This window comes from Mycolicibacterium stellerae, assembly GCF_003719305.1.
In the GTDB taxonomy this organism is placed as follows: Bacteria; Actinomycetota; Actinomycetes; order Mycobacteriales; family Mycobacteriaceae; genus Mycobacterium; species Mycobacterium stellerae.
Window position 1 is genome coordinate 39712 of sequence record NZ_RARC01000040.1, and the last position, 19431, is coordinate 59142.

The window sequence follows — 19431 nt, forward strand, 5'->3', positions numbered from 1 at the left end:
GCGTGGTTTCGTCAGGCGTCGAGGTCCTGCTCGACGAGTTCGGCGACTTTCGCCAGCGCCGCCTCGTCGTCCGAGTGCACGGTCACCTTAGCCCCGTTGCCTGCGCCAAGCGTCATGATCATCAGGGCCGAGCCGGCGTCAACGGGTTCGCCACCGTCCATCGAAAGCGTCACCGGCACACCGGCGTTGACGACTGCCTCGGCGATGATCGCCGCGGGTCGGGCGTGCAGGCCGATCGCCGATCCGACAGTGACGGTCTTGGCTGCCATGGGGTTCTCCTTGTTGTCGTTGGGTTGATTGTGCGGATCAGGCGGCGGCCAGCGCAGGCGTTTCGTCGACCTTGGCGGTCGGCTTCGCGAACTGCTTGGCGGCGATGACGGCCACTGCGCCCGCCACTGTTCCTGCCGCGAGGGCGACCAGGAACCAGAGCAGGTTGCCGATGGCGAAGAACACGAAGATGCCGCCGTGTGGAGCCTTGAGCGTGACATCGAAGGCCATGATCAGCGCGCCGGTGATCGCGCCGCCGAACATCATCGACGGGATCACCCGCAGCGGGTCGGCCGCGGCGAACGGGATGGCGCCTTCGGAGATGAACGATGCGCCGAGAAGCCATGCCGCCCGGCCATTTTCCCGCTCCGGCTCGGTGAACAGACCCGGGCGGACGGTCGCGGCAAGAGCCATCGCCAGCGGCGGCACCATGCCTGCGGCCATCACCGCGGCCATGATGCGTAGCGACGAAGGATCGGCGACGTTGAGGCCCGCGGTAGCGAAGGCGTACGCCGCCTTGTTCACCGGTCCGCCGAGGTCGAAGCACATCATCAGGCCGAGGATGACACCGAGGATGATGACCGAGGTTCCCGTCATTCCGCTCAGCCAGTTGGTCAGGCCCGACGTGATGGCGGCCAAGGGTCGTCCGAGCAGCAGGAACATCAACAGGCCGACGGCAAGCGATGCGAACAGCGGAATGATCACCACCGGCATCAGGCCCCGCAGCCACCTCGGGGTGTTGATCCGGCTGATCCACAGCGCAGTGAATCCGGCGATCAGGCCACCGACGATGCCGCCGATGAAGCCACCGCCGACGAACACGGCGACGGCGCCCGCGGTGAACCCGGGTGCGATGCCAGGCCGGTCGGCGATCGCGAACGAGATGTAGCCGGCCAGCGCTGGCACCAGGAACATGAACGCCAGCCCGCCAAGGGTGAGAAACACCGCGCCGAGGTATTGCATCAGCCCGCCGGACGGCAGGTCGGTGAGCGAATTGGTGCTGGCGATGAGGTTGCCCATGGAGCCGAAGCCGAAGGGCAGAGACGGTTTCTCCCCGTCGGGGGGATTTCCGAGTTCGTAGCCGCCGAACAGGAAGCCGAGCGCGATCAGCAGACCACCTGCGGCGACGAACGGAATCATGTAGCTCACGCCGGTGAGCAGGATCTGCCGGGTGCGGGTGCCCCAGCCGACGCCGCCTGCGGGCGCGCTGCTCGCAGGCGCGCCTGCTCCCGAGCCCTCGACCCTGGCGGCGTTCGGATTGTCCGCGGCGGCAAGCGCTTCGGCGACCATCTTGGCGGGCTCGTTGATCGCGCGTTTGACGCCGGACGCGATGACCGGCTTGCCCGCGAAGCGGCCCTTGTCCTTCACCCCGACGTCGGTGGCGAAGATGACGGCGGCCGCGCCTGCGATGGTCGCCGGGTCAAGCGGCGTGCTGCCCGATGAGCCCTGCGTCTCGACATGCAGCGTCACCCCGGCCTCCTTCGCCGCGGCGACCAGCGAGTCGGCGGCCATGTAGGTGTGGGCAATGCCGGTCGGGCAGGCGGTGATCGCCACCAGTGTCTTGGGTTTGTCGGCCGCCGGCGTCGCGGCCGGGGCCGCCGGTTTGGCCGTCTCGCCGGGATTGAGCACCTCGTCCACGAGGGCGACGACCTCGTCGGTTGTCTTCGCGTCGCGCAGGGACGCGACGAAATCCTTGCGCACCAGCGCACGGGCCAGGCTGGAGAGCAGCTTCATGTGCTCGGAGCCGCCACCTTCTGGCGCCGCGATCAGGAACGCCAGATCGGCAGGGCCGTCGGGTGCGCCGAAGTCGACGGGCGGCCGCAGCCGCGCGAACCCGATCGACGCCGTCTCGACGTACGGCGACCGACAGTGCGGGATGGCGATGCCGCCGGGCAACCCGGTGGCGGACTGCTCTTCGCGGGCCATCGCAGCGGCGATCAGCCCGTCGGCATCGGCGGTGCGTCCTGCGTCGGCGAGGCTGCCGACCAGACGTCCGATCACGGCTTGCTTGTCGGCGCCCGCGTCGACGTCGAGCAGAACCAGACCGGCGTCGATGATGGGTCGGGAGGCGGTGCTTGTCATGGCGATACCTTCGGTTTGTTGTTACGAACTGGCGAAGCTTGTGCGGGCGGGCGGAACAGACGAAATCGGCGTCACCCGAACGGCATTGAGATCGATCTCGGTGGGACCGGGCAGTGCGGAGCCGGGCAGTGCGGCCGCGGCGCTGCCATATGCGACCGCCATCTGCAGCCGTTGGGGTGGCTCGGCGCCGCCGACGTCTGCGCGAACGTAGCCCGCGAGGCTGGAGTCGCCCGCGCCGACGGTACTGCGCGGGACGATGGGCGGCGGGGTGGCCAGCCAACTTCCTGCGTCGGTGACCAGTACGGCGCCCGCGGCGCCGAGGGTGGCAAGCACGGCGCCCACGCCGCGGTCCACGAGTTGCTGAGCCGCTGCGACCACGGGTTCGGGATCACCCTGGGCGACCGCGGCTTCCAGAGCTTGCGGCGAGTAGCCGATGACGCCCGCGAGTTCCTCGGCGTTGGGCTTGATGAGGTCGGGTCCGGCGCGGTCGAATCCGGCGACCAGTGCCGCGAGCGGACGATCGGAGGTGTCGATGGCGACCTTGCAGTCATACGGCGCGAGCATCGCGACGACATCGGCGTACCAGCCGTCCGGCATACCGGGCGGCAGGGATCCCGACATCACCACCCACTCGGCGTGTTCGGCGTGGCCGACGACAGAGCGGGTCAGCGCGTCGATGGCGGCCCCGTCCAACTGGGCGCCGGGCTCGTTGATCTTCGTTGTGGTGCCGTCCATTTCGGTGATGGCGATGTTCGTCCGCACCGGCGCGGTTATCGGCACGCAGCGGAACGGCACCCCGAGGACCTGCAGCGCGGTCACCATCGGATCTGTGCCCGACGCAGGCAGCAGCGCCACGGCGTCGAGGCCCGCGAGGGATAGGGCGCGCGCGACGTTGACGCCTTTGCCGCCGGGTTCGGTGGTGACAGAACTGACCCGGTGCACCGCACCGCGGGTGAGCGGGGTGTCAAGCGTGACGGTGCGGTCGAGGCTCGGGTTCGGTGTGACGGTGACGATCATGCGACGACCACTTCGATGCCCTGCTCGGTGAGCTGTTTGCGGTAGGCGTTGCTGAGTTCGGAGTCGGTGATCAACGCGTCGATGCTGGACAGCGGCGCGAAGCTGACGAAGTCCTCACGGCCGACCTTCGACGAATCCGCCGCCACCACAACGTAGTTGGCGCTCGCGATCATGGCCCGCTTGACGGCGGCCTCGTCGCTGTCGGGGGTGGAAAGGCCGTGCCGGAGGCTGATGCCGTTGGTGCCGATGAAGGCGATGTCGACGCGAAGCGTGTCCAGCACCCTCAGCACCTGCTCGCCGACGGCGGCCTGAGTGAGGCCACGGACGCGTCCGCCGAGCAGTTGCAGGGAGACCGACGGCATCCCGGCCAGGCGCGCCGCGATGGGCACCGAGTTCGTCACGACGTTGAGCTCACGGTCGGACGGCAGTGCGGCGGCGATCCGACTGGTCGTGGTCCCCGCGTCGAGCAGCACGCTGGCCCCGCTGAGCGGAAAGAACTCGATGGCGGCCGCGGCGATGGCGTCCTTGTGCTCGGCGCGGGTGTTCTCCCGCTCGCCGACGCCCGGCTCGACGAGGCGGAGGGCCCGCACGGGAACGGCGCCGCCGTGTACCCGCCGCACCAGCCCGGCGCGGTCCAGAACCGCCAGGTCGCGACGGACGGTCTCGGTGGTGACGTCGTAGGTCTCGGCCAGTTCGGCCACGGAGGCGCGCCCCTGGCTGATCACCAGAGAGGCGATCGCTTGCTGACGCTCTTCGGCATACATGGCACTCCGTTGGTGTGGGTATTGGCCCATATGAATGTTGATATGTGTTGTTTTACTCCTGAACGTGTTGACTTGTCAATGGTTCGTTTGTAACCTGTTTCACATGACCGCCTCAACACCACTCACATCACTGCCATCGGATCGCGGCGGCGCCCCCGCGGCAGGCACGGTTCTGCAGGGTGTCCCCGTCGTCGCAGGAGTTCAGTACGGACCCGTGATCCGGCCGGGGCGACTGCCCGCGCTCGACGACCTGGCTGCGGCGCCGGAGCTTGACGAGCAGGACCGGCCCGCGGAGGCGGCGCGCTTCACCACGGCCGCCAACGTCGTCGCCACCCGGCTGCGCGACCGCGCCGCACATGCGACAGGGGCGGCGTCTGAAGTTCTGGCGGCGACGGCCACGCTGGCGCAGGACCGGGCCTGGCTGCAGGCGGCCGAAAAGCTCATCAACGCGGGCACCCCCGCCGCCCGCGCCGTCGTGGCGGCCGTCGACCAGTTCGTCGACCTCTTCACCCAGCTCGGCGGCTTGATGGCCGAACGCGTCACCGACCTGCGTGACATCCGCGACCGCGTCATCGCCGAGCTCAGCGGACTACCCGAGCCGGGCGTTCCACAGCCCGATGTGCCGTCGGTGCTGCTCGCCGAGGACCTCGCTCCCGCCGACACCGCGGGCCTTGACCCGTCCCTGGTCATCGCGCTGGCCACCACGTTGGGCGGCCCGACCAGCCATACCGCGATCATCGCCCGCCAGCTCGGGCTTCCGTGCGTGGTGGCCGTCGCGGGACTGGACACGGTCGGGGCGGCCACGATGGTCCTCGTCGACGGCACCCGCGGCACCGTCACCGTCTCACCCGACCCGGTCGTCGCCTCCGAGGCGGTGGCCGACGCCAAACACGCGGCCGAACTGGCGGCCGGTTGGACAGGGCCCGGCGCGACCGCGGACGGGCACGCCGTGGCGGTGCTCGCCAACGTCCAGGACGGCGCGGCCGCCCGCAGCGCCCGCGAGACACCGGCCGAGGGCATCGGGCTGTTCCGCACCGAACTGTGCTTCCTCAACCGCGACACCGAACCCAGCATCGACGAACAGGCGCAGATTTACGGTGAGGTGCTGGAGGCCTTCTCCGGACACAAGGTGGTCATCAGAACGCTGGACGCGGGTTCGGACAAGCCCCTCAAGTTCGCGGGACACCCGCAGGAGGCGAACCCTGCGCTCGGTGTGCGGGGCATCCGGATCGCCGAAGGAAACCCCGGGCTGCTCGAGCGCCAACTCGACGCGATCGCCGCTGCAGCCGATAACACGGGCAACGCGCCGTGGGTGATGGCGCCGATGATCGCCACCGCTGACGAGGCCAAACGCTTTGCCGCGCAGGTCCGCCTCCGCGGCCTCACCCCAGGCGTGATGATCGAGGTGCCGTCTGCGGCGCTGCTGGCCGACCGGATCCTCGAACACGTCGACTTCCTATCGATCGGCACCAACGACCTGGCCCAGTACACGATGGCCGCCGATCGCATGTCGGCCGACCTGGCCACGCTGACCGACCCGTGGCAGCCCGCCGTCCTCGCATTGGTCGCGATGACGGTGCGGGCGGGCGCGGCCGTCGGCAAGCCCGTCGGTGTGTGCGGCGAAGCGGCGGCGGACCCGCTGCTGGCGTGTGTGCTGGCCGGCCTCGGCGTGACGTCGCTGTCCGCGGCGGCAGCGGCGGTCACCGGTGTGGGCGCCAAGCTCTCGCAGGTCACGCTGCAGCAGTGCCACGAAGCGGCGGACGCCGTACTTGGCACAGCTAGTGCTGCCGACGCTCGTGCTGCGGCCATGGCCGCGCTAACCTGAGGAATTAATCGGACCGCAGTCCGGTTCTATCCGGCATGCCTGCTATCACTGCTGACACATTGACATTGCCGCGGCTGGAAGCACCCGCGACATCCGACACCGAGCGGCCTGTCCGCTCCATCACCACCGGCCCGCGCGGCTACGAAGGCGAAGGCTTTCCCGTCGTGCGCGCGTTCGCCGGCGTGAGCTCCGCCGACCTCGACCCGTTCGTGCACATGGACCAGATGGGTGAGGTCGAATACCAGCCCGGCGAACCGAAGGGCACCGACTGGCACCCGCACCGCGGCTTCGAAACCGTGACCTACATGATCGACGGCCGCTTCGCCCATCAGGACAGCCACGGCGGCGGTGGACTGATCACCGACGGCGCCACGCAATGGATGACCGCCGGGTCGGGGATCCTGCACATCGAGACCCCACCCGCCGAGCTCGTCGAGAGCGGCGGAATGTTCCACGGCATCCAGCTGTGGGTGAACCTGCCAAGCGCAGACAAGTTCGCAACGCCGCGCTACCAGGCCATCGAGGGCAACGAAGTGAAGCTGCTGTCGTCCGAGGACGGCGGCGCGCTGGTGCGCGTCATCGCCGGTGACGTCGACGGACATGGCGGCCCCGGCGCCACTCACACGCCGATCACCTTGGCGCACAGCACGATCGAGCCAGGCGCCAGGCTGAGCCTGCCGTGGAACCGAGACTTCAACGCGCTGGTGTACGTGCTGTCCGGGCGAGGCACCGTCGGCCCCGTCGGGCACCCGATTCACGAGGGCCAGCTCGCGGTGTTCGGTCCAGGCGACCGGATCACCGTGGCCGCCGAGCAAACCCAGGAGTCCCGCAGGCCGACGATGGAGGTACTCATCCTGGGCGGCAAGCCGATTCGCGAGCCCGTCGTCGCCTACGGTCCGTTCGTGATGAACTCCAAGGCCGAACTGGTGGCGGCGCTCGAGGATTACAACGCAGGCAAGTTCGGCACCATCCCGCCGAATGCGTTGATGCCGCACAGGGTTCGCTGATGAACTACCGGTGGGCCGGGTCGAGTTCCACCGGGTGCGGATAGACCAGTTCCAGCTCTCCGATCGCGGCCGCGACCGTCACCAACGGCATCGCGGCCGCGATCGCCATTTCACCCACCCCGCTCGCCTCGGCCCGCAGCGCCATCACGAACTCCTCACCGATCGGCGTCCAATTCTGACCGGTGCCCAACTTGCCCGACAGCCGGTCGCGGATAGCGTTGGCGTGGAACTCGATCACTTCACGAACCCTCGGGTAGGTGCCAAGAGGTGGCGGCGTTGGGATGTCCATGATCAGGTCCGCCGTCGCGCGCACCCGGATCGCCCGGTTGAAGGCACGCACGATCGGCCCACGGAAATCGGTCTTGCCGCCACCCTCGGAAAGATATTGCCGTACAGCGTCATCAGCGACCCTCGACGCCGCGATCGCGTCGTGGCTCAGGATGGCGAGCTGGTCGGACATCTGCTCCGACGAGCCGCGGGTGATCCGCAGCACCGCCGCCGCCAGATACTTCGCGAAGACGTTGCGGGCCGACTCGACCGCCGCCTCCGCCGACGCCGTCGCGCCGCGCGGCCACAGCAGCAGCGACACCATCATGCCGACCAGCGCGCCGACGACGACGTCCTCGACCCGGACCAGACCGACGCTCCATCCGGTCGGCACGATCAGGTTGAAAAAGATCAGCACCATCATCGTGAAGGCGGCCTGGCCCGCGGTGAAGGATGCGATCTCCGGCACGAACGCCGAACCGAACACCACCACCGGCAGCAGAATCCACAACACCGCGGGGTCGATGCCGACCACGCTGATCAACACCGCGCCAAGGACGAACCCGATGGTGGTGCCGACCACGGCGCGCAACGTCTTCGTGCCGGTGGTGAGCGCACTGCTGCGCAGCACCGACAACGCACCGAGCACCACCCAGAATCCGTGCTCGACGGGAAACGCGTGGGTCACCGCGACCGCAAGCGCCAACCCGAGGCCGGTGCGCAGCGCGTTGCGCATCGCCACTGACCGGGTGCCGAGGAAGCCCGACGTCGTCGACGTGACCGACGTCGTCGCCGGAATCAGCCGGTCCGTCGCGGTCGTCGGTGGCAGCCGAAGCCCCAGCGCTCGTGCCCACACCGGCCGCGCGTCGGCGGCGGCCGCCGCGGCGATCACCCGCCCGGTCGCCCCGATGGTGGCCGCGATGGTCCTGCGGTTCAGCAGCGCGCGGCCGATCGTGACCGCGGCGGCGTCGTCGGGGGCGGCGAGGATCCGTTCGACGTCCTGTCGGTAGCGGCCTCGCGCCACCGACCGCAGGTGGATGAGCGCGGCCTCTAGATCGGCGCGGTCGGTGGTGCGATCGGCCGCCCTGGTCTCCCGAAGGACCGCGGCAGAACACCGCAGCACCCGGATGCCGGGAGCCTGCATGTCGCGCAGCGCCGGGCCCGCCTCGTCGCTGACGCGATCGGCGAGCCATTCCAGGTCCTCGACCACCCGCACGAGTGCGCGGCTGCCTGCCGACAACCCGACCGGCCGGAAGTCCGCGCCGAGGAAGTTCTCCCGCAGGGCCAGCATCGCGTGCACCACTTCGGTGCGGGTGGCTTTGCCCTCGAGCCGGTCCGCCAATGCGGTCACCGCGCTGGCAGCGTGTCTGCGCAGCTCGCCGTGATGGCGCGGCGGCAGCAGGAACAGTGCGGCTGGCACGCACAACGCGAGCGCGATCGCCCAGCCCGTCAGGCGCTCGTCGATCGGGCCCGGCGGGGTGCACGCCGGCAGCACAAAGGTCAGCAGCGTGGGCCGCTGACCGGCCGCGATCGTCTCGCTGAGCACACCGGAGAACATGACGGCCACGCCGATCACGAACATCAGCACGACGGCGAGCCACGCGTGCGGCGACACCAAGGTGCCCAGCGTGATGAGGACCGCGCCGTTGATGCCGAGCCCGGCGTATGCCACGGCGCGGGTCTGGCGGTTGCCAGGGAAATTCGCCAGCACCAGCAATGCGAACGAGCCGAAGAGCGTGTACAGCGGCGTCTGGGTGTTACCTGCGACGGCGAAGCTCAGCGCGGCCGCCAACGGCACGACGATCGCCGCGCGCAGCGCGCGCCGCAGCGCGTCGAACTCGGGATCGCGCTCGCGAATCCGGTTGACCGCCCGGCGTAGGAGACCGGCCGGCGCGTCAGCCATCTGTGGGTACGGAAGCGAATCGGCCGCTGTCGAGTGCGTCGGTGAGCTGCTTGGCGATCCACGCGAGCGCGGTGGTGTCCCGCGGAAGAGTTGCCTGTTCGTGTCCGACGAGCAGGTAGATGGCCCAGCGGGCGAACATCTGCGCCTGGTGCCGATCGTTCAGGAGCTCCATCGCCGAGGAGTACATGACGTCGAACCGCAGCTGGTCGACCTGTAGCTGGAGCTCATACACCTCGGGATCGATCGAACTCCACACCCGGATGGCGGCCTCGGCGCCGTGCGGAAGCTCGAGCCCGATCTGGATCAGGCTGTCGATCCGGCGGCGCGGGTCGGGCTCGCTTTTGGCGAATTCGATGACCAGAACGGTTCGCTGTTTCATCCAGTTCTCGACGAGCTTGCGGGTATAGGCGGGCCAGCTGGAGAAGTAGTGATAGAAGGACCCGGTCGTGACGCCGAGGCGGTTGCACACCTCGGCCAGCTTGAGGCCGCCGTAGCCGAGGTCGGAGAGCACTTCGAGGCCGGTCTCGAAGTACGCCTCGCGCGAAACGACGCCCGCCATGGGTGGGAACCCTAGCGTCTATGGAGGATTACGGAGCCCGGTCCGCGATCTGGTTCGTAGATCGGTAGCAACGCCGAGAAATCAGACCCGTTTCCGCACAGTTTGCTGAACTAGCATTCAATCCTCGTGTTTTGTTAAGCCTCTTGATGTCGTATGGCAAGATATTGACCATGCCGCATACCGCGAGCAGGGGGCCGGGGCGTCCACCAGCAGCGAAGGCCGCCGAAACGCGTGAGCGCATTTTGCGTGCCGCTCGCGAAGTGTTCAGCGAACTCGGCTATGACGCTGCCACTTTTCAGGCGATCGCCATCCGTGCGGATCTGACGCGCCCGGCGATCAACCATTATTTTGCGAGCAAACGGTTGCTGTACCGGGAAGTAGTCGAGCAGACAAATGCTTTGGTGGTTAGCACGGGCATGGCGAAGGCCCAGGGCCAGACCAGCTTGCTCGGCCGGCTGTCGGCGTTCTTCTCCGCGGCGATGCAGGCCGACAGCGAGGACCGTTCGGCGGCAGCGTTTCTGGTGACCTCGGTGCTGGAGGGTCAGCGCCACCCCGAACTGCGCAGCGACGAGCAGGACTCGATGCGCAACTCACGTGGCTTCGTCTCCTGGGCTGTCAACGACGCGATCGAGAAGGGCGAGCTGACGACGGACACCGACGTTCCGCAACTCGTCGAGATGCTCGTCGCGGTGATGTGGGGAATGGGCTTCTACGCGGGTTATGTCGGCTCGCACAATCAGCTCGAATCCATCGTCGAGAAGCTGGAATTGCTGCTGGCCAACAAGCTGTGGAAGCTGGCCGAGTAAGTCTCTTTCTGACAATCTGCTGTGTGACCTGGGGTGACATCTGCCACTAGGCATATAGATAAGCTAAGTTGTTTAGTAGCATGGCTTACGAAATGACTGATTTGCATGAAGCACCCTCGATTCGCGCCGACGGCGACAGCTGGGACATCACCGAAAGCGTTGGGGCGACCGCACTCGGCGTCGCCGCAGCCCGTGCCGTCGAGACCGCACGTGAAGACGCCCTGATCCGCGACGACTACGCCTATCTGCTCGTCGCGTCGGCCGGTCCGCAATGGGCCCAGATGGCCAGCAGCGACCCCGCCTGGATCGCCAACGACGACGAGTTCCGCGCGTTGCACGAGATGTCTCGCGACTACCAGGCCGTGCGCACCCACTACTTCGATGACTATTTCCTTGCCGCGATGCGGGCAGGCATCCGGCAGGTGGTGATCCTGGCCGCTGGCCTGGACTCCCGCGCCTATCGGCTGGACTGGCCTGCGGGCACGACGGTGTTCGAGATCGACCAGCCCAAGGTGCTGGAGTACAAGACGTCGACGCTGGACGCGCACGGGGCGCAGCCGCGGGCGCACCGGATCCCGGTGGCGGTCGATCTGCGCGACGACTGGCCCGCGGCGCTGGCCGATGCGGGCTTCGACGCCTCGCAGCCGACCGCATGGCTGGCCGAAGGGCTGCTGCCGTATCTGCCGCCCGACGCGCAGGATCGGCTCTTCGACCTCGTCACCGCGCACAGCGCCGCAGGCAGCCGGATCGCCGTCGAGTCGTTCAGCATGGATCTGTCGGAGCAAGCCGAGGAGCACAGGATCGCCCGCCGTGAGCGCACCGCGCGGATGCGGAAACGATCCGGGATAGACATCGACGTCGACACGTTGACCTACGCCGATGGCAACAGGGCGGACGCAGGCAGCTGGCTGGCCGACCACGGCTGGCGTGTCGACGCCGTGCCAAGCGAGGTCGACATGACCCGGCTGGGCAGGCCGGCGCCGGACTACGAGGCCGAAGAAATCGCCTCGAGCGTGCTGTTGAACGCCGAACTGGCCGAGGAGACCCGATGAGCTCGCTGCGCACCCACGACGACACCTGGGACATCGCCAGCAGCGTCGGCACCACAGCGGTGATGGTGGCGTCCGCGCGCGCCGCCGAGACCGCGCGCGACGACGCGCTGATCACCGATCCGTACGCCGCGGTGCTCGTCGAGGGGGCGGGCACCGGTCCATGGACGACGATGCTCGACGAGAAGGTCGTCGAGAAAGCGGCGGCCATCGACCCCGAGGTCGCCGCCATCTTCCGGCACATGCGCAACTACCAGGCGGTGCGGACGCATTTCTTCGACGAGCATTTCGCCAAGGCCGCGGCGGCCGGTATCCGGCAAATCGTCATCCTGGCCTCCGGCCTGGATTCGCGGGCGTACCGCATCGAGTGGCCCGAGGGCACCACGGTGTTCGAAATCGACCAGCCCAAGGTGCTGCAGTACAAGGCCGAGACGCTGGCGGACAACGACGTGAAGCCCAGGGTGACGCTGCACCAGGTGCCGGTGGATCTGCGGTATGACTGGCCGACGGCGCTGCGCGAGAACGGCTTTGATCCCGACCAACCCACCGCGTGGCTGGCCGAGGGCCTGCTGATGTATCTGCCTGCCGACGCGCAGGACCGGCTCTTCGAGCTCATCACCGAGCTCAGTGCGCCGGGGAGCCGGGTCGCCGCCGAGGCCGTCGGTGTCCGGTCCGACGAGCGGCGCGCGGAGATGCAGGAGCGGTTCGAGAAGATCGCCGACGAACTCGGCATCGAGCGCGAGTTCGACGTGGCGGAGTTGATGTACAACGACCCGGACCGCGCGAACGTGGCCGACTGGCTGAATGCGCACGGCTGGCGTGCCGATAGCGTGCCCTCGCAGGACGAAATGCGGCGGCTCGGCCGGTTGGTCGATCTGCAGAATGCCGACGACGACGCCTTCGCCACCTTCACCACCGCCGAGCGGCTCTGACCCTCGCACCGCGAGCGTGTCTGCACACGACACGCCGCCTAATGACGTGCAACTGTGCACGCTCGCGGTGGAGGAGCTACGCCCTTCTTGACGGCCCAACCGGTTGGTTAGGATCGGGCGCAGTGAGGGTAAGGCATCTCTTGCCCTCGGTCAGGAAGGACCTCCACCATGACCACCGATTCGATTTCCCAAGCCACGCCGGCAGTACCCGCGCCGGTGGCGCCCAACATCCCCGAGACCGTCGCCCGGCTGCGCGCGACCTTCGCCAGCGGCCGCACCCGCAGCGTCGAGTGGCGTAAGCAGCAGCTCAAGGCGCTGGGAGCGATGGTCAGCGAGAACGAGGCCGCCATCGCCGCCGCGCTGGAGCAGGACCTCGGCCGCAAACCGTTTGAGGCGTGGCTTGCCGACATCGCCCCGACGGTCGGCGAGGCCAAGGATGCACAGCGCAACGTCCGTAAGTGGATGCGACGCAAATACCGCCTTCTCGAGATGTCGCAGCTACCCGGCCGTGGCTGGATCGAATACGAGCCGTACGGCACCGTTCTCGTCATCGGCGCGTGGAATTTCCCCATCGTGTTGACGCTGGGACCCGCCGTCGCCGCCATCGCAGCGGGGAACACCGTGGTGCTCAAACCGTCCGAGGTCGCGCCGGCGTCGTCGGCGGTGATGGCCGAGCTGGTGGGTAAGTATCTGGACAACGACGCGATCGCGGTGATCGAGGGTGACGGCGCAGTGAGCCAGGAGCTGATCGCGCAGGGCTTCGACCGGCTTTTGTTCACCGGCGGCACCGAGGTCGGCCGCCGGGTGTACGAGGGCGCGGCCAGCCATCTGACGCCGGTGACCTTGGAGCTGGGCGGTAAGAGCCCGGTCATCGTCGCCGAGGACGCCGACATCAACGTGGCAGCCAAGCGGATCGTATGGACCAAGCTGATCAACTCGGGACAGATCTGCATCGCGCCGGACTACGCCCTCGTCGACGCGAAGGTCCGCGACCAGTTCGTGGACAAGATCAAAGACGCCGTCACGGCATTCGAGGCCGACAACCCTGGCGGTAAGCGCATCGTCAATCAGCGCCACTTCGACCGGCTGACCGCCGCGATCGCCGCGACGAAGGGCACCATCGCGATCGGCGGCGGCTCGGACGCGGCATCCATCTCCATCCAGCCGACGGTTGTCGTCGACCCCGATCCGAACGAGCCATTGATGACCGACGAGATCTTCGGGCCGATCCTGCCGATCGTGACCGTCGAAAACCTCGACGGTGCAATCGATTTCGTCAACGCACGGCCGAAGCCGCTGGCGGCCTATCTGTTCACCAAGGCCAAGAGCATCCGGGAACGCGTGATCAAGGAAGTCTCGGCGGGCGGCATGGTCGTCAACCATCTGCTGTTCCAATTCGCGAGCAACAAGCTGCCGTTCGGCGGCGTCGGCCCGTCCGGCATGGGTGCCTATCACGGCAAGTTCGGCTTCGAGGAGTTCAGCCACAAGAAGTCGGTGATGACCAAGCCGACCCGACCCGACGCGATGAGCTTCATGTATCCCCCGTATACAGAGACGGCGAAGAAGCTGGCGCGCAAGCTGATCTGACACCGCGCCCGCGCTAAACAACGAGAGGAACACCAGTGCCAGGAGTTCAGGATCGCGTCATCGTCGTCACCGGAGCCGGCGGCGGACTGGGGCGCGAGTACGCGCTGACGCTCGCCAAGGAGGGTGCCAGCGTCGTCGTGAACGACCTCGGTGGTGCGCGCGACGGGACGGGCGCCGGTCACAACATGGCCGACGAGGTGGTCAACGAGATCAAGGCCGCGGGCGGTCGTGCCGTGGCCAACTACGACTCCGTGGCCGAAGCCGATGGCGCCGCCAACATCATCAAGACCGCCGTCGACGAGTTCGGCAAGGTCGACGGCGTGGTGAGCAACGCGGGCATCCTGCGCGACGGCACGTTCCACAAGATGGAGTTCGCGTCGTGGGACGCGGTGCTGAAGGTGCACCTGTACGGCGGCTACAACGTGATCCGCGCCGCGTGGCCGCACTTTCGCGAGCAGAGCTACGGGCGGGTCGTCGTCGCGACGTCGACCAGCGGGCTGTTCGGCAACTTCGGGCAGGCCAACTACGGCGCCGCAAAGCTCGGTCTGGTCGGCCTGATCAACACGCTGGCCCAAGAGGGCGCCAAGTACAACATCAAGACCAACGCCGTCGCGCCGATCGCGGCCACCAGGATGACGCAGGACATCCTGCCGCCCGAGGTGTTCGAGAAGCTCACCCCGGAGTACGTCGCACCTGTGGTGGCCTATCTGATGAGCGAGGAAAACCAGGAAAGCGCAGCGGTTTTCATCGTCGGCGGGGGCAAGGTGCAGCGCGCGGCGCTGTTCCAGAACGAGGGCGCGACGTTCTCCGACGGTGTGCCTTCGGTCGACGACATCGCCGCCAAGTGGGGCGAGATCACCGACCTGTCGGCGGCGCAGCGGGCCACGTTCAGCCTCGGCTGATCGCCGTCGCATGAAAGCACTTGTCGCACGGGAGCTTTCCGGCCCGGCAGGGCTGGACTACACCGAGGTCGACGATGTGGGCGGTGACGACGCGGTCGTCGTCGACGTCGGCGCGGCCGGGGTCAGCTTCCCCGACCTGCTGCTTCTGCGCGGCGAATACCAGATGCGGCTCGAGCCGCCGTTCGTCCCCGGCATGGAAGTCGCCGGGGTGGTTCGGTCGGCGCCATACGAGTCCGAATTCAAGCCGGGACAACGGGTCACGGCGCTGTCGATGCTCGGCGGCTGGGCCGAACAGGTGGCGGTGCCGCCGGGCAACCTGACGCTCACCCCGGACGGCCTCGACGACGCCGAGGCCGTCGCGCTGCTGGGCAACTACCAGACCATGTATTTCGCGCTGGCCAAACGCGGCGCCCTTCGCCATGGCGAGACCGTGCTGGTGCTCGGGTCAGCCGGTGGCGTCGGGACGGCGGCCGTGCAGATCGCAAAGGCTTTGGGCGCCAAGGTGATCGCCATGGTGCACCGGCCGAAGGCCCGCGCGTTCGTGGAGTCGTTGGGCGCCGACGTCGTGCTGCCGCTGACCGACGGCTGGCTACAGGCGGTGAAGGATCACACCGACGGCCGCGGCGTCGACCTCGTCGTCGACCCCATCGGCGGCGACGCCTTCGATGACGCGGTCCGCGCGCTCGACACCGAGGGCCGGTTGCTGGTGATCGGCTTTGCGGCAGGCGGCATTCCGACGGTCAAGGTGAACCGGCTGCTGCTGCGCAACGTCAGCGTCATCGGCGTCGGATACGGCGAGTACGTCAACCGCAAGCCGGGATCGCAGTCGGTGTTCGAGTTCGGGGTCGCCCAACTGGTCAAAGCGGGGCTGCGGCCGCCGCCACCGATCAGGTATCCGCTCGCCGAGGGCGGGGCGGCGTTGCAGAGCCTCGCTGACGGGGGCGTGCTTGGCAAGGTCGTGCTGGAGCCGAAATGAGTCCGAAAGCGCTCGCGTTCGACGTGTTCGGCACCGTCGTCGACTGGCGCTCCAGCATCATTGCCGAGCTCGAGGAGTTCGGCAGCGTGCACGGCGTGGACGCGGACTGGTCGGCGATGGCCGACGGCTGGCGCTCCGGTTACGCCCCCGCGATGGACCGGGTGCGTCGCGGGGAGCTGCCGTGGACGCGCATCGACGACCTGCACCGGATGATCCTGGACGAGCTGCTCGCGGCGGCGGGCATCACGTCGATCGCCGACGACGACGTCGACCGCCTCAACCGCGCGTGGCACCGGCTCGACCCGTGGCCAGACAGCGTGGCCGGCCTCACGCGGCTCAAGAAGCGGTTCGTCATCACGACACTGTCGAACGGGAACGTCTCGCTGCTCACCAACATGGCCAAGCGCGCGGGGCTGCCGTGGGACTGCGTGATCTCCGCCGAGCTGTTCGGCCACTACAAGCCCGACCCTGAGGCGTATCTCGGCTGCGCCGACCTGCTCGGTGTGCGACCGGATGAGCTGATGCTGGTCGCCGCCCATCCCGGCGATCTGCGTGCCGCGCGGGACGTCGGCCTGAAGACCGGCTACGTCGCGCGGCCGCTGGAAAACGGGCCCAATCAGCCGCCTCAGAGGTATCGAGACGGCGAATTCGACTTCACGGCAACGGATTTTATCGACCTCGCCGGCCAGCTTGGCGTCTGAACATTCGGCGTAGCGTTAAGGGGTGACCGATCAAATGACTACCATGCCACCCGCGCTGAGCAGGGCCATCGACCTGCTCGCCGACCCGCCCGCCGACCCCGACGTCACCAAGGGCTACCTCGACCTGCTCGCCGACGTCCCCGAAACGGACGTCACCCCGAAGAACACCGGTGTCATCCAGGCGGCCTGGGCGTCCGGGCTCGGTTCGATGCTCTACGACAACGCACAGGCCTTCGCGCGCAAGCTGGTGAGCGCCTGGCAGCTGCCGATCGACTGGCTGGACATCCCGGCCGGTGGCGTCGCCCTCGACGTCGGCAGCGGGCCCGGCAACGTGACGGCATCACTGGCTCGCGCCGCGGGCGCCGACGGGCTGGCGCTCGGCGTCGACATCTCCGAGCCGATGCTGGCCCGCGCGGTCGAAGCCGAGGCCGGTCCCAACGTCGGCTTCCTGCGTGCGGACGCACAACAGCTGCCCTTCCGCGACGGCGTTTTCGACGCGGTCACCTCGCTCGCCGTACTGCAGTTGATCCCCGACCCGTCGGCCACCATTGCGGAGATCGCGCGGGTGCTCAAGCCCGGCGGGCGCGTCGCGATCATGGTGCCCACGGCGGGCCGCGGCGGGGAAGTTCTCAAGTGGCTGCCCAACGGCGGCGTGCACTTCTTCACCGAAGACGAGCTCGGCGACGCCTTCGAGGAGCTCGGCCTCGTCGGCGTGCGGACCAAGACGCTCGGCAACATCCAATGGGTGCGCGGCAGACGCCCCTGACGCCGACGCCGCCGTGCGAGGCGACGTGTGCTCGACGGCCCTATCGCTGATATCGACATGGTGGTCGTTGGTCGTGGCCGATTCGTGCTGATTGACAGCCCCGGTGTCGAAATGGGCGTTAGAGGCCGCAGGTACCTGATGGCGGGACAGGGGTTGCGCCGCCGGCGGCCGCGACCAACTAGATTCGAGCCGTGAGCACCGGCGGCATCGTCCTCGTCGCACTGGTGATCGCCGTCGGGATCGTCGGCATCATCGTGCCGCTGCTGCCCGGCATCCTGCTGGTGTACGCCGCGATCCTGGTTTGGGCCGTCGTCGAGCACACCGTCACGTCGTGGGTGACGCTCGGCGTGGTGACGGTGCTGATCGGCGCCACCACCCTGGTGAAGTACATGTGGCCGATGAAGCGGATGCGCGCCGCAGACGTCGGCACGATGACGCTGCTGGCGGGTGCGGTGCTCGGCATCATCGGCTTCTTCGTGATCCCGATCGTCGGCCTGGTGATCGGGTTCGTGCTCGGCGTGTATCTGGCCGAGTTGGCGAACCGCCGCGACCAGCGGGTCGCGTGGACGTCGACGAAGCACGCGCTCAAGGGGGTGGCGCTGTCGGTCGGCGTCGAGTTGGCGGGCGCACTGCTGGCCACCTCGGTGTGGGCCGCCGCGGTAGTGATTTCGGCGTGAATGGTTGCGCGCAGCGCTACCAAACACGCCGAAGGCGCGAGTAGCTTCCAGTAATGGCCAAGCTCCGCTTCGGGTACTTCATCGCACCGTTTCACCGCGCAGGCACCAACCCCACCCTCGCGCTGCAGCGCGACCTCGAGTTCGTCGAGCATCTCGACAGGGTCGGCTTCGACGAGGTGTGGATCGGTGAACACCACTCGGCGGGCAGCGAGATCATCAGCTCACCCGAGGTGTTCATCGCCGCTGCGGCGCAACGGGCCAAGCGGATCCGGTTCGGCACCGGCGTCATCTCGCTGCCGTACCACAATCCGCTGTGGGCGGCCGACCGGTTGATGCTGCTCGACCACCTCACCCACGGCCGAATCATCGGCGGCGTTGGCCCTGGCTCGCTGCCCACCGACTCGTCGATGATCGGGTTGACTCCCACCGACACGCGGGAGCTGCTGGAAACCAACCTGGACATCCTCGTTCGCCTGCTGGCAGGCGAAACCGTCAGCGCCAAGACCGCGACCCACGAGCTGTTCGACGCCAAGCTTCAACTCGCGCCGTACTCCGAGGACGGCATTCCGCTGTCCGTGGCGGCAGTCGCTTCGCCGACCGGCGCGCGGCTGGCGGGCAAGCACGGCATCGGCCTGTTGTCGATCGGCGCCACGCTGATCGTCGAGGGGTTCGACGCGCTGGCGCACCACTGGGGGATCGCCCAGGAACGCGCGGCCTTCTTCGGCACCACCGTCGACCGCAAGAACTGGTCGCTGGTGTGTCCCATGCACATCGCCGAAACCGAGGAGCAGGCTCGCGCCGACGTCCGTTTCGGCATCGCACCGTGGTTCGGGTACTTCCAGAAGGTCGCGGCGTTCCCTCAGATGACGATGCCCGGCGACCAGGTCGACGAGATGATCGGCATCATCAACGACGCGGGCGCGGGGGTCATCGGCACGCCTGAAACGGCGAGGGCTCAGGTGCAGCGGCTGTGGGACCAGTCGGGTGGGTTCGGCTGCATGCTGCAGATGGGCCACGAGTGGGCCAATCCCGCTGCGACCAAACGCTCCGCGGAACTGTTTGCCGCAGAGGTCATTCCGCACTTCCAGGGTCAGGCGCAACCGACGCTCGACGCCGCGGAGCGCGCCAGCGGTGTGCGGGAAGGACTGGCTCAGAGCGCAATGAGCGCGATCGAGCACATGACGCAGAAGTACGAAGCCGAAAAAGCCGGCGGCTAACTGTACTGACCTGAGAGGTTAGGTACGCGGCTGGCGGGTGGTTGACCGCCGAGTGCGGTGTGGCCGCGGTGGTGATTGTAGGTGTGTAGCCAGGTGATGAACGCGGTGCAGCGTTCGGAGTCGCTGG

The 19431-nt window shown here is 68.0% G+C and carries 18 protein-coding genes and 1 pseudogene; 12 read left to right on the top strand and 7 right to left on the bottom strand.

Going from position 1 to position 19431, the window contains the following annotated elements:
* Positions 1-11 precede the first annotated feature (11 nt).
* Genes D6M19_RS30880 through D6M19_RS30895 form a run of 4 tightly spaced genes read right to left on the bottom strand, consistent with a single transcriptional unit; the run spans position 12 to position 4130 of the window.
* Positions 12-269: an HPr family phosphocarrier protein gene (locus tag D6M19_RS30880; RefSeq protein WP_123029102.1), complete on the bottom strand. Its 258-nt coding sequence runs from the start codon at positions 267-269 to the stop codon at positions 12-14.
* 37 nt (positions 270-306) lie between these two features.
* Positions 307-2349, bottom strand: a complete 2043-nt coding sequence (locus D6M19_RS30885; RefSeq protein ID WP_123029103.1) for a PTS fructose transporter subunit IIABC — start codon at positions 2347-2349, stop codon at positions 307-309.
* Between the two features lie 21 nt (positions 2350-2370).
* Positions 2371-3366: a 1-phosphofructokinase family hexose kinase gene (locus D6M19_RS30890; RefSeq protein WP_123029104.1), complete on the bottom strand. Its 996-nt coding sequence runs from the start codon at positions 3364-3366 to the stop codon at positions 2371-2373.
* Complete coding sequence (locus D6M19_RS30895) at positions 3363-4130, bottom strand: DeoR/GlpR family DNA-binding transcription regulator (RefSeq protein ID WP_123029105.1); 768 nt, start codon at positions 4128-4130, stop codon at positions 3363-3365. Before D6M19_RS30895 ends, D6M19_RS30890 begins: the two co-directional genes overlap by 4 nt.
* 103 nt (positions 4131-4233) lie before the next feature.
* Between D6M19_RS30895 and ptsP the strand changes: the two genes are divergently transcribed.
* A complete protein-coding gene (gene ptsP, locus D6M19_RS30900; protein WP_123029106.1) occupies positions 4234-5955 on the top strand; it encodes a phosphoenolpyruvate--protein phosphotransferase in 1722 nt (573 codons plus the stop codon).
* Between the two features lie 35 nt (positions 5956-5990).
* Positions 5991-6962: a pirin family protein gene (locus tag D6M19_RS30905; RefSeq protein WP_123029107.1), complete on the top strand. Its 972-nt coding sequence runs from the start codon at positions 5991-5993 to the stop codon at positions 6960-6962.
* A gap of 4 nt (positions 6963-6966) precedes the next feature.
* On the opposite strand, the gene D6M19_RS30910 is transcribed toward D6M19_RS30905, so the two are convergent.
* Together D6M19_RS30910 and D6M19_RS30915 are read right to left on the bottom strand one after the other, a co-directional pair.
* The gene (locus D6M19_RS30910) at positions 6967-9132 is read right to left on the bottom strand and encodes an FUSC family protein (protein ID WP_123029108.1); all 2166 of its coding nucleotides are present in this window, start codon (positions 9130-9132) and stop codon (positions 6967-6969) included.
* Complete coding sequence (locus tag D6M19_RS30915; RefSeq protein ID WP_123029109.1) at positions 9125-9691, bottom strand: TetR/AcrR family transcriptional regulator; 567 nt, start codon at positions 9689-9691, stop codon at positions 9125-9127. The genes D6M19_RS30910 and D6M19_RS30915 overlap by 8 nt, the downstream gene beginning before the upstream one ends.
* A 170-nt stretch (positions 9692-9861) precedes the next feature.
* On the opposite strand from D6M19_RS30915, the gene D6M19_RS30920 reads away from it, so the two are divergent.
* The 10 genes from D6M19_RS30920 (at position 9862) to D6M19_RS30965 (ending at position 19304) form a co-directional block, all read left to right on the top strand.
* Entirely contained in the window at positions 9862-10497 is a 636-nt protein-coding gene (locus tag D6M19_RS30920; protein ID WP_123029126.1) for a TetR/AcrR family transcriptional regulator, read from the top strand.
* A 92-nt stretch (positions 10498-10589) separates the two neighbouring features.
* Positions 10590-11549 (top strand): class I SAM-dependent methyltransferase, encoded by a 960-nt coding sequence (locus D6M19_RS30925; protein ID WP_123029110.1) that lies wholly within the window; start codon positions 10590-10592, stop codon positions 11547-11549.
* Complete coding sequence (locus D6M19_RS30930; RefSeq protein ID WP_123029111.1) at positions 11546-12478, top strand: class I SAM-dependent methyltransferase; 933 nt, start codon at positions 11546-11548, stop codon at positions 12476-12478. Before D6M19_RS30925 ends, D6M19_RS30930 begins: the two co-directional genes overlap by 4 nt.
* A 168-nt stretch (positions 12479-12646) precedes the next feature.
* Positions 12647-14065 carry an aldehyde dehydrogenase family protein gene (locus tag D6M19_RS30935; RefSeq protein ID WP_123029112.1) on the top strand — a complete coding sequence of 473 codons (1419 nt, stop codon included), beginning with the start codon at positions 12647-12649 and terminating at the stop codon, positions 14063-14065.
* 35 nt (positions 14066-14100) lie between these two features.
* Positions 14101-14967: an SDR family oxidoreductase gene (locus D6M19_RS30940; RefSeq protein ID WP_123029113.1), complete on the top strand. Its 867-nt coding sequence runs from the start codon at positions 14101-14103 to the stop codon at positions 14965-14967.
* A gap of 10 nt (positions 14968-14977) precedes the next feature.
* On the top strand, positions 14978-15943 hold the full coding sequence (locus tag D6M19_RS30945; RefSeq protein ID WP_123029114.1) for an NADPH:quinone oxidoreductase family protein: 966 nt from the start codon (positions 14978-14980) through the stop codon (positions 15941-15943).
* Complete coding sequence (locus D6M19_RS30950; protein WP_123029115.1) at positions 15940-16644, top strand: haloacid dehalogenase type II; 705 nt, start codon at positions 15940-15942, stop codon at positions 16642-16644. Before D6M19_RS30945 ends, D6M19_RS30950 begins: the two co-directional genes overlap by 4 nt.
* A 22-nt stretch (positions 16645-16666) precedes the next feature.
* Entirely contained in the window at positions 16667-17410 is a 744-nt protein-coding gene (locus tag D6M19_RS30955) for a class I SAM-dependent methyltransferase (RefSeq protein WP_206428682.1), read from the top strand.
* Between the two features lie 191 nt (positions 17411-17601).
* Entirely contained in the window at positions 17602-18087 is a 486-nt protein-coding gene (locus D6M19_RS30960; RefSeq protein WP_123029116.1) for a DUF456 domain-containing protein, read from the top strand.
* Between the two features lie 53 nt (positions 18088-18140).
* A complete protein-coding gene (locus tag D6M19_RS30965) occupies positions 18141-19304 on the top strand; it encodes an LLM class flavin-dependent oxidoreductase (protein ID WP_123029117.1) in 1164 nt (387 codons plus the stop codon).
* Here D6M19_RS30965 and D6M19_RS30970 read toward each other — a convergent pair.
* Positions 19301-19431, bottom strand: a pseudogene (locus tag D6M19_RS30970) (IS481 family transposase); the annotation flags it as partial. The gene D6M19_RS30965 and the pseudogene D6M19_RS30970 sit on opposite strands and share 4 nt — an antisense overlap.